This is a genomic window from Pseudonocardia lutea, from assembly GCF_042658055.1.
Taxonomy (GTDB): domain Bacteria; phylum Actinomycetota; class Actinomycetes; order Mycobacteriales; family Pseudonocardiaceae; genus Pseudonocardia; species Pseudonocardia lutea.
On record NZ_JBHSQK010000041.1, the window covers coordinates 1 to 15,820 of the forward strand.

Annotated in this window: 14 protein-coding genes; 12 read left to right on the forward strand and 2 right to left on the reverse strand. The window is 74.6% G+C overall.

The features are described from left to right. Nucleotides 1-184: 184 nt before the first annotated feature. The 3 genes from ACFQH9_RS16790 (at nt 185) to ACFQH9_RS16800 (ending at nt 6,202) form a co-directional block, all read left to right on the forward strand. Nucleotides 185-2,560 carry a galactose oxidase-like domain-containing protein gene (locus ACFQH9_RS16790; protein WP_379567072.1) on the forward strand — a complete coding sequence of 792 codons (2,376 nt, stop codon included), beginning with the start codon at nt 185-187 and terminating at the stop codon, nt 2,558-2,560. Nucleotides 2,561-2,642: 82 nt separating this feature from the next. Continuing rightward, the gene (polA, locus tag ACFQH9_RS16795; protein ID WP_379567073.1) at nt 2,643-5,471 is read left to right on the forward strand and encodes a DNA polymerase I; all 2,829 of its coding nucleotides are present in this window, start codon (nt 2,643-2,645) and stop codon (nt 5,469-5,471) included. 128 nt (nt 5,472-5,599) lie between these two features. Continuing rightward, nucleotides 5,600-6,202 carry a P-loop NTPase family protein gene (locus tag ACFQH9_RS16800; protein ID WP_379567074.1) on the forward strand — a complete coding sequence of 201 codons (603 nt, stop codon included), beginning with the start codon at nt 5,600-5,602 and terminating at the stop codon, nt 6,200-6,202. 68 nt (nt 6,203-6,270) lie between these two features. Here ACFQH9_RS16800 and ACFQH9_RS16805 read toward each other — a convergent pair whose 3' ends face one another. Together ACFQH9_RS16805 and ACFQH9_RS16810 are read right to left on the reverse strand one after the other, a co-directional pair. Beyond that, entirely contained in the window at nt 6,271-7,299 is a 1,029-nt protein-coding gene (locus tag ACFQH9_RS16805) for an NAD(P)-dependent alcohol dehydrogenase (RefSeq protein WP_379567075.1), read from the reverse strand. Nucleotides 7,300-7,384: 85 nt separating this feature from the next. After that, a complete protein-coding gene (locus tag ACFQH9_RS16810; RefSeq protein WP_379567076.1) occupies nt 7,385-7,969 on the reverse strand; it encodes a molybdenum cofactor biosysynthesis protein in 585 nt (194 codons plus the stop codon). A 38-nt stretch (nt 7,970-8,007) separates the two neighbouring features. On the opposite strand from ACFQH9_RS16810, the gene ACFQH9_RS16815 reads away from it, so the two are divergent. The 9 genes from ACFQH9_RS16815 (at nt 8,008) to ACFQH9_RS16855 (ending at nt 15,798) form a co-directional block, all read left to right on the forward strand. Next, nucleotides 8,008-8,508: a helix-turn-helix transcriptional regulator gene (locus tag ACFQH9_RS16815; protein WP_379567077.1), complete on the forward strand. Its 501-nt coding sequence runs from the start codon at nt 8,008-8,010 to the stop codon at nt 8,506-8,508. Continuing rightward, a complete protein-coding gene (locus tag ACFQH9_RS16820; protein ID WP_379567078.1) occupies nt 8,505-8,927 on the forward strand; it encodes a VOC family protein in 423 nt (140 codons plus the stop codon). The genes ACFQH9_RS16815 and ACFQH9_RS16820 overlap by 4 nt, the downstream gene beginning before the upstream one ends. A gap of 135 nt (nt 8,928-9,062) precedes the next feature. Then, nucleotides 9,063-9,665, forward strand: coding sequence for a crossover junction endodeoxyribonuclease RuvC (ruvC, locus tag ACFQH9_RS16825; RefSeq protein ID WP_379567079.1), 603 nt, complete (start codon nt 9,063-9,065; stop codon nt 9,663-9,665). Between the two features lie 125 nt (nt 9,666-9,790). Continuing rightward, on the forward strand, nt 9,791-10,408 hold the full coding sequence (gene ruvA, locus ACFQH9_RS16830; protein WP_379567080.1) for a Holliday junction branch migration protein RuvA: 618 nt from the start codon (nt 9,791-9,793) through the stop codon (nt 10,406-10,408). 35 nt (nt 10,409-10,443) lie between these two features. Beyond that, nucleotides 10,444-11,460, forward strand: coding sequence for a Holliday junction branch migration DNA helicase RuvB (ruvB, locus tag ACFQH9_RS16835; RefSeq protein WP_379567148.1), 1,017 nt, complete (start codon nt 10,444-10,446; stop codon nt 11,458-11,460). Nucleotides 11,461-11,635: 175 nt separating this feature from the next. Continuing rightward, nucleotides 11,636-12,073, forward strand: a complete 438-nt coding sequence (gene yajC, locus ACFQH9_RS16840; protein ID WP_379567081.1) for a preprotein translocase subunit YajC — start codon at nt 11,636-11,638, stop codon at nt 12,071-12,073. 152 nt (nt 12,074-12,225) lie between these two features. Continuing rightward, on the forward strand, nt 12,226-13,986 hold the full coding sequence (secD, locus tag ACFQH9_RS16845) for a protein translocase subunit SecD (RefSeq protein ID WP_379567082.1): 1,761 nt from the start codon (nt 12,226-12,228) through the stop codon (nt 13,984-13,986). A 4-nt stretch (nt 13,987-13,990) separates the two neighbouring features. Beyond that, on the forward strand, nt 13,991-15,232 hold the full coding sequence (gene secF / locus ACFQH9_RS16850; RefSeq protein WP_379567083.1) for a protein translocase subunit SecF: 1,242 nt from the start codon (nt 13,991-13,993) through the stop codon (nt 15,230-15,232). A 50-nt stretch (nt 15,233-15,282) separates the two neighbouring features. Beyond that, on the forward strand, nt 15,283-15,798 hold the full coding sequence (locus ACFQH9_RS16855) for an adenine phosphoribosyltransferase (protein WP_379567149.1): 516 nt from the start codon (nt 15,283-15,285) through the stop codon (nt 15,796-15,798). The last annotated feature ends 22 nt before the right edge of the window (nt 15,799-15,820 follow it).

Below are 15,820 nucleotides of genomic sequence, written 5' to 3' on the forward strand. Positions count from 1 at the left end.
CGTCGAAGTCCGCGTCCGCGGCTGCGCCCGATTCCACGTCTCCGACGCGGTCATGGCCGAGGTCGGCTGACCCTCCCTCGCCGTCCGCGCGGCGCCGTCCCCCGTACGGGGGCGGCGCCGCCGTCGTTCTCGCGGTATCACCTCCCGTGGCCGGTTCCTCCGGATCACGACCCCGGGAGGGCACGTGGACACGGACTTCACCGCGGTCCCGGACTGGTTCGCGGGCGCCTCGGCGGGGGCCGGGGTCGCGGTCGGGGACCTCGCCCGCGACGGCGGCCGCTCGCTCGTCGTCCTCATGGTCGACGCGCCGCCGGGGGCGAACGCCGGCTGGTACCGGGTCGGCCACGGGTTCGACGACGAGGGCCGGGTGTCCGGGCCGTGGGGCCCGTGGCAGCCGGTGCCGGACTGGGGGTTCTGGGAGAACCAGGGCGCCGGGATCGCGCTCGCGGACGTCGGCGGCACCGGCGCGCTCGACCTGGTCGTGTTCGCCGTCGACGCACCGGCCGGGCCGAACGGTGGCTTCTACCGGATCGGCCGGGACCTCGACGCCGACGGCGTGGTGACCGGTGGCTGGACCGGCTGGACCCCGGTACCGGACTGGCCCTCCTGGGAGAACGCGGGCGCGGACATCGCCGTCGCCGACGTCGACGGGGACGGCCGGCTCGATCTCGTCGTGCTGTGCGTCGACGCACCCGAGGGGCAGAACCGCGGCCTCTACCGCAGTGGCCCGCTCGGGCCCGACGGCGTCGTCACCGGGTGGCGGGGCTGGGCCGAGGTCCCGGCCTGGTGGGGCTGGGAGAACCAGGGCGCCGGGGTGGCCGTCGCCGACCTCGACGGGGACGGCCGGCCGGAGCTGGTGGTCCTCGCCGTCGACAACCCGGCCGGGGAGAACGTGGGGTACGTCGGCGTCGGGTGGCGGCTCGAGGAGGGCCGTAGCGTCGACGGCTGGGGTCCGTGGGAGCGCCTGCCCGGCTGGAGGTTCTGGGAGAACTCCGACGCCGCGTTGGCCGTCGTGCCGGTGGGCGCCGCCGGCATGCCGCACCTGGTCACGCTGGCCGCCGACGCGCCGGTGGGCGGGAGCAGCGGCTGGTACCGGGTGCTCGACCCGAGGACCGACCGGGACACGGGCGCCGAGAGGGGCGTCTGGCGGCTGCTCGAACGGGACTCCGGGGTGCTCGCGGTGCACGCCGCGCTGCTGCACACCGGCTCCGTCGCGTTCTTCGCCGGCTCGAGCAACGATCCGGACAACGCCGCCGCGGGCCGGTTCGGCACGGCGGTCTGGCACTACCCGTCGACCGCGATCAGCCGTCCGGCCACGCCGATCGACCTGTTCTGCTGCGGCCACGCCTTCCTGCCCGACGGCCGGCTGCTCGCCGCGGGCGGGACGGAGCGCTACGACCCTTTCCTGGGCCTGCGCCAGGCCGTGGTGTTCGAGCCGGACGAGGGGCCGCCCGACCCCGGGTCGCCGACCGGGACGACCGGGGCGTGGGAGGCGGTGCCGGACATGGCCGGCGGCCGCTGGTACCCGACGCTGGTGACGCTCGCCGACGGGCGGGTCCTGGCCGTCTCGGGGCTCGACGGCACCTCGCAGCTCAACACGCACCCCGAGACCTACCGGGACGGCGCGGGCTGGACCACGTCGGCGAACTCGCCGAACTGGCCGATGTACGCGCATCTCTTCCTGCTCGAGGACGGCCGGGTCTTCTACTCGGGCGGCCAGTACGGGCCGAACAACGGCGAGCGCCCGGCGGTCTGGGACCTCGCGACGAACGCGACGGTGCCGGTGGCGGGCCTGCCGGTGCCGCAGGCCAGGAACCAGGCGGCGAGCGTGCTCCTGCCGCCCGTGCAGGACCAGCGGGTGATGATCGTCGGCGGCGGACCGTGGGACATGCACGACATGACCGGCGCGACGGGCTCGGCGGCGATCGTGGACCTGAAGGCCGTCGCCCCCCGGTACGTGGCCACCGCGTCGCTGGCGGTGCCGCGCATGCACCTGTGCGCGACCCTGCTGCCGGACCGGACCGTGCTGGTGAACGGCGGGGCCATGATGGAGGAGTCGGCTGCGCACGCCGCGCTCGACGCCGAGATCTTCGACCCCGCGAGCGGCACGTGGGCGAGGGGCGCGACCTCGCGCGTGCCGCGGCTCTACCACTCGGTGGCCCTGCTGATGCCCGACGGCCGGGTGGTCACCGCGGGCTCCAACCCGGCGCGGAAGACCGAGGAGCTGCGGATCGAGGTCTACTGGCCGCCGTACCTGTTCCGGGGCACGCCCCCGGGCTGCCTGCCCACCGAGACCGACGTCGCGTTCGGGGGGACGGTGGACGTCGCCACCGGGGACCCCGGCGCGATCGCCTCCGCCGCCCTGCTGCGGCCCGGCGCGACCACCCACTCCGCGGACGTCGAGCAGCGGCTCGTCGACCTGCCCGTCGTCGCCCGGGGCACGGTCCGGCTGACCGTGCGGCTGCCGGAGCGCCGGCACGCGCCGCCGGGCTGGTACCTGCTGTTCCTCCTGTCCGACGCGGGCCTGCCCTCGCGGGGGGAGTGGGTGCGGCTGGGATGAGATCCGCCCGATCGGGGACGGTGCCGGGCGCTGCCGGAGGCTCGCCGGGAACTGTCGGTGCCCGGTCCTAGACTCGCCCCCGATGAGCCCCGCCACGAAGTCACCCGCCACGCCGGCCGCCGGGAAGCCCGCCGCGAGCACCGGGCGGTCCGGCACGCCCGGCCGTCCGGAGGGCAGGCGCCTGCTGCTGCTCGACGGTCACTCCCTGGCCTACCGGGCCTTCTTCGCCCTGCCCGCGGAGAACTTCCGCACCGGCACGGGGCAGACCACGAACGCGGTCTACGGCTTCACGTCGATGCTCATCAACCAGCTGCGGGACGAGCAGCCGACGCACCTCGCCGTGGCGTTCGACGTCTCGCGCAAGACCTTCCGGGCGGAGCGGTACGCGGACTACAAGGCCAACCGCACCACCACGCCGGACGACTTCCGCGGCCAGGTCGACCTCATCAAGGAGGTCCTGCGCGCACTGAACATCCCGGTGTTCGCGGTCGAGGGCTTCGAGGCGGACGACATCATCGCCACGCTGGCCACGCAGGCCGAGGAGCAGGGCTTCGAGGTGCTCATCACCACCGGGGACCGGGACGCGTTCCAGCTGGTCACGGACAACGTCACGGTGCTCTACCCGAAACGCGGCGTGTCGGACCTGGGGCGGATCGACCCGGCGGAGGTCGACAAGCGGTACGGGCTCACCCCGACCCAGTACCCGGACTTCGCGGCGCTGCGCGGCGACCCCAGCGACAACCTGCCGAACATCCCCGGCGTGGGGGAGAAGACCGCGGCGAAGTGGGTCCGCGAGTTCGGCTCGCTCGGCGAGCTCACCGACCGGGTCGACGAGGTGAAGGGCAAGGCGGGGGACGCGCTGCGCGCCAACCTGGCCAACGTCCTGATGAACCGTCAGCTCACCGAGCTGGTGCGGGACGTCCCGCTGGACACCGTGCCGGCCGAGCTCGAGGTGCGCCCCTGGGACCGGGACGCGGTGCACCGGCTGTTCGACGAGCTGGAGTTCCGGGTGCTGCGCGAGCGGCTGTTCGCCACGCTGCAGAGCGCCGAGCCCGAGGCCGAGTCCGGCTTCGACGTGCAGGGCGGGGTCGTCGCGCCCGGCACCGTGCGCAGCTGGCTGGCCGAGCACGCGCGGGACGGTCGGCGGGTCGGCGTCGCGTTCTCCGGGGTCACGGGCGGGATCACCGAGCGGGACTTCACGGGGATCGCGCTGGCCACCGGCGAGCCGACGCTGGAGGACCGCGCCGGCCTGAGCTCCCGCCCACCCGCCGAGGCGGGCGTGCCGGTGGCCGGGTACCTGGACGTGCGGCAGCTGGAGCCGGACGACGAGGCGGCGCTGGGCGAGTGGCTGGCCGATCCGTCGGTGCCCAAGGCCTCGCACGACGTCAAGGCCGTGCTGCACGCGCTGCGCGCCCGTGGGTGGACGCTCGCGGGCCTGACCAGCGACACCGCCCTCGCGGCGTACCTCGCGCGGCCCGGGCAGCGCAGCTTCGACCTCGCCGACCTGGCCCTGCGCTACCTGCGCCGGGAGCTCGCGCTCGAGGGCGGCGAGGGCGACGGCCAGCTGTCCCTGCTCGGCGGCGAGGAGGAGGCCGACGCGAAGCACGCCGAGACCGAGATGGTGTCGGCGTCGGCGGTGGCCGAACTGGCGGACGCGCTGGGCGCCGAGCTGGCCGAGAAGGAGCAGACCCGGCTGCTGCTCGAGCTGGAGCAGCCGCTGGCGTTCGTGCTCGCCGACCTCGAGGCCGCCGGCATCGCGGTGGACCGGGAGCACCTGGAGTCGCTCGAGGCCGAGTTCTCCGCCCAGGTCCGGGACGCGGCGCAGGCCGCCTACCAGGTGATCGGCAAGGAGATCAACCTCGGTTCGCCGAAGCAGCTGCAGGTCGTGCTGTTCGACGAGCTGAGCATGCCGAAGACCAAGCGCACCAAGACCGGTTACACCACGGACGCGGACGCGCTGCAGAGCCTGTACGAGCAGACCGAGCACCCGTTCCTCATGCACCTGCTGCAGCACCGGGACGCGACGCGGCTGAAGGTCACGGTCGACGGGCTGCTCAAGTCGATCGCGGCCGACGGGCGGATCCACACGACCTACAGCCAGACGATCGCGGCGACCGGCCGGCTGTCGTCGACCGACCCGAACCTGCAGAACGTGCCGATCCGCACCGCGGCGGGCCGCCGCATCCGCGAGACGTTCGTGGTCGGCGCGGGCTACGGCGAGCTGATGACCGCCGACTACAGCCAGATCGAGATGCGGATCATGGCGCACCTGTCCGAGGACGCGGCGCTGATCGAGGCGTTCAACTCGAAGCGGGACTTCCACTCCGAGACGGCGTCGAAGGTGTTCGGCGTGGCGGCCGACGAGGTCACCCCGGAGCAGCGCGCCAAGATCAAGGCGATGAACTACGGCCTGGCCTACGGGCTGTCGGCGTTCGGCCTGTCCGGGCAGCTGCGGATCTCCACCGAGGAGGCCCGGGCGCTGATGGAGGACTACTTCGAGACCTTCGGCGGGGTGCGGGACTACCTGCGCTCGATCGTCGACGTCGCCCGCAAGGACGGCTACACCGCGACCATGCTGGGTCGCCGCCGGTACCTGCCGGACCTGACCAGCGACAACCGGCAGCGCCGCGAGATGGCCGAGCGGATGGCCCTCAACGCCCCCATCCAGGGCAGCGCGGCGGACATCATCAAGGTCGCGATGCTCAACGTGCACACCGCGCTGTCCGCGGCCTCGCTGCGCAGCCGGATGCTGCTCCAGGTGCACGACGAGCTCGTGCTCGAGGTGGCCGAGGGGGAGCGCGAGGCGGTCGAGGAGCTGGTGCGCCGGGAGATGGGCGCGGCCGAGACGCTGTCGGTGCCGCTCGAGGTGTCGGTGGGCTACGGGCGCAGCTGGGACGACGCGGCGCACTGAGCCGCCGTTACCCGTGACCGGTCCCCTCGTGGCCGGTCTCCGCGTGACCGGGTGTCGACGGCGACCGTGCGGTGGCCGGGGCCGGGAAACCGGGTGACGACCGGGTGCGGGCCCAGCAGGATGGCGCGGTGCTGCTCGGCCCGTCGGACCCGTTGCCCGTGCGGCCCCGCCGCATCCTCGTCACCGGCTGCTCCGGCGCCGGCAAGTCGACCCTCGGCCGGTCGCTCGAGACGCGGCTGGGCCTGCCGTACATCGAGCTCGACGGGCTCTACCACGGGCCGGGCTGGGTGCCGCGACCCGAGTTCGCCGCGGACGTCGCCGCACTGGCCGCGGGCGAGGAGTGGATCACGGAGTACGGGTACTCCCTGGCCCGGCCGCTCGTCCTGCCGCGGGCCGAGCTGCTGGTGTGGCTCGACCTGCCGCGCGCGACCGTGATGCGGCAGGTCGTGCCGCGGACCGTCGCGCGGCGGGTCCGCCGGCAGGAGCTGTGGAACGGCAACGTCGAGCCGCCCTTCCGGGAGTTCCTCACCGACCCGGACCACATCGTCCGGTGGGCGTGGCGGACCCACGGCGAGGTCGCCGTGCGGGTGGCGCAGGCACGGGAACGCCGGCCCGCGCTGCCCGTCGTGCGGCTGCGTTCGCGCCGCGAGGTCCGGCGCTGGCTCGGCGGCCCGGTCGCGGCCCTCGCCCCGGGCGACGCCCGCACCACCGAGCACACCGGCAACCACTGACCGCACCGCGAGTCGCGAGTCCCGGCACCGCGGGTCGGGAGTTCCGGCACCGCGGGTCGCGCTCGGGTTCAGGGCACCAGCACCCCGCGCCCGTGCATCCGGCCGTTCTCCAGGTCCGCGAACGCGTCGGCGAACGCCTCCAGCGGATACCGGCGCGTCCGCACCGTGACCCCGCCCGCCGCCGCGAGCGCGACCAGCTCGCGCAGGTCGTCGAACGTCCCGACGGCGTTGCCCACCACGCTGATCTCGGGCAGGACCAGGGCGAACGTCGGAACCCGCAGCTCGCCGCCGTAGCCGACGACGAAGTACGTGCCGCGCGGTCGCACCATCGACAGCGCGGTGCCGACGGCCTCGCCCTCGCCGACGAAGTCGATCACGGCGTGGGCGCCCGCCCCGTCCGTCAGGTCGCGGAGGGCATCGACCTCGCTGCCGTCGACCGGCAGGACGTGGTGTGCCCCGGACTCGGTCGCGAGCGCGCGGGCCTCGGGATCGGGGTCGGCCGCGACGATCGTGGCGGCCGTCAGGGCCCGCAGGCACTGGATGCCGATGTGGCCGAGCCCGCCGACGCCGACCACCGCGACGGTGGTGCCCGGTCCGAGCAGGGGCACGGCCTTGCGCACGACGTGCATGGCGGTGAGGCCGGCGTCCGCGTGCGGGGCGAGGTCGACGGGGTCCAGGCCCTCGGGCAGCGGGAGCACGCCGCGTTCGGTGGTGAGCAGCAGATCGGCGAAGCCGCCGGCGCGGTTGAGGCCGGTGAAGGACAGGCCGCGGGCGCAGCGCATGTCGTCGCCGACGCGGCAGGCCGCGCACGTGCCGCAGCTCTGCTGCGGGTGGCAGATGACGGTGTCGCCCGGGACGACCGCCCCCACCTCCGGCCCGACCGCCTCGACCACGCCCGTGTTCTCGTGGCCCAGCGTGAGCGGCAGCTCCGTCGGCACGGCCGGCGCGAACCAGCCGTCCCGGATGTGCAGGTCGGTCCGGCAGAGGCCGGCGCCGGCGATCCGGACCAGGACGTCGTGCGGGCCGGTGAGGTCGGGCTCCGCGACCTGGTCGAGCTGGGGTGACTCGTCGTAGGAGTGCAGCCGCACGGCTCGCATCGCGACCTCCGGGGACGGGATGAATATGTGGAGCGTCACACTCGTCGTCGGGCACCGGTAGTACGCAGTTCGACGTACTTCGCGATCAGCGCTGCCGTGCCGGGGCGATCGCCGTGGCCGGCTCGACCGGCACGATGAGGACGGCGGGCCCGCGTCGGAGCACACCGTCGGAGAGCGGTTCACACCGCACGCCGCCGCGGCCGCGCAGGGCCTTGAAGGCGCCCGGTGCCAGCACCACGTCCATCCACCGGCAGGGGTGCGCCGCCCGGTGCGCGCGGAAGCGGACGGGACCGTCGCCGGAGTCGAGCGCGAACTCGGCGCCGGACCCGGCCAGGGCGTCGACCGCCGCGCCCCGCAGGACCACGGTCCGCCGGGCCAGCACGGGGTCGAACGGCGGCACGCCGAGCCCGGCCGCGACGCCGTCGAGCGCCTCCGCCGACAGCAGCGTCACCGACGCCCGGCGGTGCGCCGGGTGGTCGAAGTAGCGGTCGCCGACCACGCCGAGCCCCGACCGCACCTCGATCCGGTCCTTCCGCGGGTCCTCGGGGTCGGGCCTCGGCCCGTCGGCCGGGCGGCCCTCGTAGGCGTGCACCGGCGAGGCGACCAGGGCGACGATCTCGACGGGGATCCGCCGGGCTGCGCCGGCGTCCTCCGCGGTCTCCTCCTGCACCCCCCGATGATGCCCGTCCGGCCTGCCACCATGGCGGCATGACCCGCGGCACCTCCCGGCCCGCGGTCGCCCACCTCCGGCGGGCCCGCGACCTCGTCGACCGCGACTTCGCCGAGCCGCTGGACCTGGGCGCCATGGCCGCGGCGGCGGGGTTCTCGCGCTTCCACTTCGCCCGCGCCTTCCGTGCCGCGTACGGCGAGACCCCGGCGGCCTACCTGACCCGGCGGCGCGTCGAGCGGGCCAAGGACCTCCTGCGTTCGGCCAACCTCACGGTCACCGAGATCTGCCACCTCGTCGGGTTCACCAGCCTCGGCTCGTTCAGCAGCCGCTTCACCGAGCTCGTGGGGCTCAGCCCCACCGCCTACCGCGACGAGCACGTGCGCCGCGGCGGGCCGCCCCCGATCCCCGGCTGCTTCCTGATGAGCTGGACCCGACCGCCCACCCCACCCGCGCCGGACACCGCAAGCACGGAGAAGCCCCCGGCCCGCGCGCGGACCTACGGTTCCCCCGAACGACCCGCCGAGGAGGGAACACCGTGATCGACCGCCTGTCGCACACCACCATCTGGGTCCTGGACCAGGACTCGGCCAGGACCTTCTACACCGAGAAGCTGGGCTTCGAGGTGCGGACCGACGTCGTGATGGGCCCGGAGTCCGAGGGCGGCATCCGTTGGCTGACGGTCGGCCCGCCCGGCCGCCCCGACCAGGAGCTGATCCTCGCCGACCCCGCGATGGGCCACGACCCGTCGACGGCCGACCAGATCCGCGAGCTCGTCGCGAAGGGTGCGCTCGGCACGGGCGTGATGGCGACGGACGACTGCCACGCCACCCACGCCGAGCTCGCCGCGCGCGGGGTCGAGTTCCTGCAGCCGCCCGCCGAGCGGCCGTACGGCATCGAGGCGGTCTTCGTGGACGACTCGGGCAACTGGTTCAGCCTCACCCAGCGGCACCCCGCCTGACCGCCCGGCCCGGACACGCACCGCGGTCGTGGTTCGACGACCGTGGTGCTCCTCTCGTGCCCGGGCGGCGCGCCACCACCCGGGCCCGCGGCCCGCGCCGGTAGCGTGCGGCGCGGGCCGGTGAGGGGAGCGCGTGTGCGGGTGCTCGGAGTCGACCCGGGGCTGACCCGGTGCGGCCTCGGCGTGGTCGACGGCGACGGCGGGCGCCAGGTGGCGTGCGTCGACGTCGGCGTGGTGCGCAGTGACGTCGACCTGCCGGTGGACCGGCGGCTCGTGGTCGTCGCCGACGAGGTGGAGCGCTGGATCGCGCGACACCGGCCGGACGTCGTGGCGGTCGAGCGGGTGTTCAGCCAGCACAACGTCCGGACCGTGATGGGGACCGCGCAGGCCAGCGGCGTGGTCGCGCTCGTCGCCGCCCGGGCCGGGCTGCCGGTGGCCTTCCACACGCCGAGCGAGGTGAAGGCCGCCGTGACGGGGGCCGGGCGCGCGGACAAGGCGCAGGTCACCACGATGGTGACCCGCGTACTCGGGCTGGCCGAGGCGCCGCGGCCCGCCGACGCCGCCGACGCGCTCGCCCTCGCCATCTGCCACTGCTGGCGCGCCCCGATGATGACGCGGATGGCCGAGGCGGAGCGCCGGGCCGCCGAGATCGCCAAGGCGCACAAGGCCCGCCTGGCCGCCGCCCAGAAGGAGCGGCAGACGCAGCAGCGGCTCGCCGAGGCCGCCCGCCGGCGCTGACCTCGTCCCGCGCCTCGGCACGACGCCGCGTGGACACGCCGACGGTCGGGGGAGCGAACAGGGCTGTCGGGGCGCCCCGGTAGCCTCCGTCCTCGAACGACTGTTCGCAGGAGCGGGGGAGTGCCGTGATCGCGTCCGTGCGCGGGCCCGTGCTGGAGATCGGACTGGACCACGCCGTGGTCGAGGTCGGCGGCGTCGGGCTGGCGGTGTTCTGCACCCCCGCCACGCTGGCGGGCCTGCGCCGCGGCACCGAGGCCCGGCTGTCCACCACGTTGATCGTGCGCGAGGAGTCGCTGACCCTGTTCGGCTTCGCCGACGCGGACGAGCGCGAGCTGTTCCTGCTGCTCCAGACCGTCAGCGGGATCGGGCCGCGGCTCGCACTCGCCACCATCGCCGTCCTGGAGCCGGACGTGCTGCGCCGCGCCCTGCACGACGGCGACCTGGCCACCCTGACCCGCATCCCGGGCGTCGGGAAGAAGAGCGCGGAGCGGCTCGTGGTGGAGCTGCGGGACAAGGTCGTGGTCCCGCCCGGCCCCGCGGCGCCCGCCGGTCCGGCCGCCTCCGCGGTCGCCGCCAACGGCACCTCCCCGGTCCGCGAGCAGGTCGTCGAGGCCCTGGTCGGCCTCGGGTTCACGCCCAAGCCGGCGGAGCAGGCGGTCGATGCGGTGCTGGCCGACACGCCGGGGGCCGAGGCCTCGCAGCTGCTCCGCGCGGCCCTGGCGGGCCTCGGCCGGAGCAGGTGAGCGGTCCGGTGGGCGCCGAGGAGGAGCTCCGCGAGGTGGCCGCCGAGGCCGTCCCCGAGGACCTCGACGTCGAGAACTCGCTGCGCCCCCGCCGGCTCAGCGAGTTCATCGGGCAGGCCCGGGTGCGCGAGCAGCTGGAGCTCGTGCTGGAGGGCGCGCGTCGGCGCGGCGACCCGCCGGACCACATCCTGCTCTCCGGCCCGCCCGGGCTGGGCAAGACGAGCCTGTCGATGATCGTCGCGGCCGAGCTCGGCGCCGCGATCCGGCTGACGAGCGGGCCCGCGCTGGAGCGCGCCGGGGACCTCGCGGCCATGCTGTCGAACCTCGTGCCGGGCGACGTGCTGTTCATCGACGAGATCCACCGGATCGCCCGGCCCGCCGAGGAGATGCTGTACCTCGCGATGGAGGACTTCCGGGTGGACGTCGTGGTCGGCAAGGGGCCCGGCGCCACGTCGATCCCGCTCGACATCGCACCGTTCACGCTGGTCGGGGCCACGACCCGGGCCGGCGCGCTCACCGGCCCGCTGCGGGACCGCTTCGGCTTCACCGCGCACATGGAGTTCTACGAGCCCGAGGAGCTCGAGCTGGTGGTGCGCCGCGCCGCCCAGATCCTCGACGTCGACCTCCGGCCGGACGGGGCCGCCGAGATCGCCCGCCGCTCGCGCGGCACGCCCCGCATCGCGAACCGGCTGCTGCGCCGGGTCCGGGACTTCGCGGAGGTCCGCGCCGACGGGGCCGTCACCCGCGCCGTGGCGCGGGACGCGCTCGCGGTCTACGACGTCGACGAGCTCGGCCTCGACCGCCTCGACCGGGCCGTGCTGGGCGCACTGGTACGAACGTTCGGGGGAGGCCCGGTGGGCGTGTCCACGCTGGCAGTGGCGGTGGGCGAGGAACCCGGTACCGTCGAGGAGGTCTGCGAGCCCTACCTGGTGCGGGCCGGGATGCTGGCCCGGACGCCGCGCGGCCGTGTCGCCACGCCCGCGGCCTGGAGCCATCTCGGCCTGCGGCCGCCGGCGGAGTCCGGTGGCGCGGGGCCGCCGGCACTGTTCTGAACGCGGTCTCGATCGGGTGCGGAGCGGTACCGGCGGCGCATCCGGCGGGCCCCGCACGGAAACCGCACGTCACGGGGCCGTCTCGACGCCGGGTCGACCGACCGGGTGTCGGACCCGACTGGCAGACTCGGCCGTCCGACCTGCCCGAGAAACGGAGAAACACGACACCATGGACATGAGCCTGCTGTTCCCGATCCTCATCCTTCTGCTCTTCATCCCGATCTTCCTGTCGGGCCGCAAGCAGAAGCGCCAGCTGGCGCAGACCCAGGCGATGCAGAACGCGCTCACCGAGGGCGACGTCGTGACCACCACCTCGGGGCTGCGCGGCACGGTCGTCGACGCCTCCTACGAGGACACGATCGACCTCGAGATCGCCGACGGCGTCGTCACCACCTGGCTGCGTGCCGCGGTCCGGGACAAGGTCGCGCAGGACGACCACGCCGCCGACCACGCAGCCGACCACGCCGACGCCGACGAGACCCCGGCCGCGACCGCCACCACCGCCGGCACGGAGCTCCCGGCGGGCGGCGCCACCAGCGCGAACGGGACGTCCAGCGCCAACGGGACGGTCTCGGACACCCCCGCGGACACCACCGCCGAGGAGAAGAAGTAACCGGAGGGCCCGTGGCGGGGCCGCCGTCGGCCCGCTGCGCCGGATGGTGCAGCATCGTGCGGGAACACCGGGCCGCGGCCACGCCGCGGACGGGACTGGACAGGCCGTCCGCCGACGCGTGACCGGGCCGTGACGCCGGGAGAGCAGAGAGAGTGGCAACGACCCCGGGGCGGATCCGCCCCTGGCGGTACCTCGCGGGGTTCGCGGGCATCGTCGTGGTGCTGTACGCACTGGTCGCCTTCACCGGCGACCGGTCCTTCGCCCCGAAGCTGGGCATCGACCTGCAGGGCGGCACCCGGGTCACCCTGACCGCGCGCACGGAGTCGGGCCAGGTCCCGCCGCGCGACCAGCTGGTCCAGGCGCAGTCGATCATCGAGCAGCGCGTCAACGGGCTGGGCGTGAGCGGCGCCGAGGTGGTGCTCGACGGGAACAACATCACCATCACGGTGCCCGGCGACCAGGGCGAGCAGGCCCGGTCGCTCGGCCAGACCGCGCAGCTGCGCATCCGCCCGGTCGTCGGCCAGCCGATCGCCGCCACCCCGGCCACTCCGGCCACCCCGCCCGCCGGGCAGGACGCCGGCGGCGCCACCCCACCGGCCGGGCAGGACACCGGCGGCGCCACCCCACCGGCCGGCGAGAGCACCGCCCCCGCCCCGTCCGGCGGCGGCGCGCAGCCGCAGGGGATGGGGGCCGGCCCCGTCGTCGACGGTGCGGTCGCCCCGGTCGCCTACTCGACCTCCCTCGCCCCGGCCCAGCAGCCGCCGCCCGGCGGTGGCGCCGAGGACCCGGCCAAGGCCGCCGCGATCGCCCAGGCCAAGGCCACCCGGCAGAGCACCGACCCGGCCGTCCAGCAGCAGGCGCTGCTCGCGCTCGACTGCAACGCCCCGGACCCCCTGCGGGGCTACGACGACTCGTCGCTGCCCCTGGTGACCTGCGACCAGGACAGGACCGCCAAGTACGTCCTCGGGCCCACGGTCGTGGAGGGCACGCAGATCGCCTCGGCGCAGGCCTCCCAGAACCAGCAGGGCGTCGGCTACGTCGTCGACCTGAGCTTCAAGGCGGACGGGTCGAAGGCCTGGGGCGACTACACCGCCGCGCACATCGGCGAGCAGGCCGCCTTCGTGCTCGACGGCGAGGTCGTCTCGGCCCCGACGATCCAGGGCGCGCTGTACGGCAACACGCAGGTCAGCGGCAACTTCAACCAGCAGCAGGCGCAGGACCTCGCCGGCATCCTGCGGTACGGCTCGCTGCCGCTGTCCTTCGAGGCGTCCGACGCGCAGACCGTGTCCGCCACGCTCGGGCTCGCCTCGCTGGAGGCCGGCCTGATCGCGGGCGCCATCGGGCTGGTCCTGGTGTTCGTCTACTGCCTCTTCTACTACCGCGTGCTGGGCGTGCTCACGATCCTGTCGCTGGTGCTGTCCGGCCTCGTGGTCTACGCGGTGCTGGTGCTGCTCGGGCGCTGGATCGGCTTCACCCTCGACCTCGCGGGCGTCGCCGGGTTCATCGTGGCGATCGGCATCACCGCGGACTCGTTCGTGATCTTCTTCGAACGGCTGAAGGACGAGGTCCGCGAGGGTCGCTCGTTCCGCTCGGCGGTGCCGCGCGCCTGGGTGCGTGCGCGGCGCACGATCCTCACCGCCGACGCCGTCAGCTTCCTGGCGGCCGCGGTGCTGTACGTCCTGGCCGTCGGACAGGTCAAGGGCTTCGCGTTCACCCTCGGCATGTCGACCGTCCTCGACCTGGTCGTGGTCTTCCTGGTCACGCACCCGCTGGTCGCGCTGGCGTCGAACTCGAAGGTCTTCGGCAGCCCGGCGCTGTCCGGCCTGGGCGCCGTGGCGAAGATCGGCGCGCAACGGCGGCGGCAACCGCGGGAGACCGCCGGCAGCGGGTCCGGCACGAGCAGGAGGGCCTGAGGCAGTGAGCACCACGTCCACCCCGAGCACCGCGCCCAAGCGCGGGGTGCTCAGCCGGCTCTACACCGGCACGGGCGCGTTCGACGTCGTCGGCAGGCGCAAGCTCTGGTACGTCGGCTTCGGCGTCCTGGTCCTGATCTGCGTGCTGTCGATCGTGATCCGCGGGTTCAACCTCGGCATCGACTTCACCGGCGGCTCGCAGTTCCAGATGCCCGCCGCGGGCGCCAACGGCACGATCACCACCCAGCAGGTCGAGGACGTCTTCCGCTCCTCGGTCGGCGAGGAACCGGCCTCGACGCAGTCGGCCGGCGCCGGCGGCTCGGCCACCATCCTCGTCCGGTCGGAACCGCTGAACCCGGCGCAGATCGCCGCGTTCAAGGACGCGGTCTTCCAGCAGCTCCAGCCGCTCGACGCCGACGGACGACCGTCCGAACAGGTGATCAGCGACAGCGCGGTGAGCGGCACCTGGGGCGGGGAGATCACCCGCCAGGCGCTGATCGCGCTCGCCGTGTTCCTGGTGCTGGTCACGATCTTCCTGGCCTTCTACTTCGAGCGGGCCATGGCGATCGCGGCGCTCGTGGCGCTGGTGCACGACGTCGTGGTCACCGCGGGCATCTACTCGCTGATCGGCTTCGAGGTCACGCCCTCCACGGTGATCGGCCTGCTGACCATCCTCGGCTTCTCGCTCTACGACACCGTCGTGGTGTTCGACAAGGTCAAGGAGAACACCCGCGGGCTGCTCAACCTGACCCGCCGCACGTACGGCGAGCAGGCCAACCTGGCCGTCAACCAGACGCTGATGCGCTCGATCAACACGTCGCTGATCGCGGTGCTGCCGGTGATCGGGCTGATGGTGGTCGGCGTCGGGCTGCTCGGCGTCGGCACCCTCGCCGACCTGGCGCTGGTGCAGCTGGTCGGCATCGTCGCGGGGGCCCTGTCCTCCCTGCTGCTGGCCACCCCGCTGCTGGTCGACCTCAAGATGCGCGACCCGCGGTTCCGCAAGCAGGCCGAGCGGGTCGCGGCCCGCCGGGCCCGGGCGGCCGCGGCGCAGGCCGGCGACCTCTCCGACGACGACCTCGACACCGCGGACGACGAGGCCCTCGCCCGCGAGCTGCGCCGGGAGCGCGCGCTCGCCGCGGCGGCCAGCGCGCCGGACCGGGTGCGGCCGGGCCGTCCCCAGGGCAAGAGCGAGACGGGCCGGAACCGCGCCACGACCGGCCGGCCGAGCGGGAAGCGGCGCCGGTGAGCGCCGCGTCGGACGGCCCCGCCGAGCCGATCGGGGTCGACGAGTCCGTCCTGGAGCTCGAGAAGGTCCGGGAGCTGGTGCGGGCGGTGCCGGACTACCCGGAGCCCGGGGTGCTGTTCCGCGACCTCACGCCGGCCCTGGCCGACGCGGAGGCCTTCGCCATCCTGACGACCGAGCTCGCCGCCTCGGCGGGCGCGCCCGACCTGATCGCCGGGGTCGAGGCGCGCGGGTTCCTGATCGGCGCGGCGGTCGCCCTGGTGGCCGGAGCGGGCGTCGTCCCCGTGCGCAAGGCGGGCAAGCTGCCCGCCGTCGCCGGCTCGCGGACCTACGACCTCGAGTACGGCACGGCCACCCTGGAGCTGCCCGCCGGCACCGTCGAGCCCGGGACCCGGATCTTCGTCGTCGACGACGTGCTGGCCACCGGGGGTACGGCGGCGGCCGCCTGCGGGCTGCTCGCCGACGTCGGGGCCGAGGTCACCGGTTTCGGCGCCGTCGTCGAGCTGGCGGCGCTGAAGGGGCGGGACAAGCTCGCGGGCATCGAGGTGCACGCACTGCTGACGTACTAGACGTGACCATCCCGGAGACCTA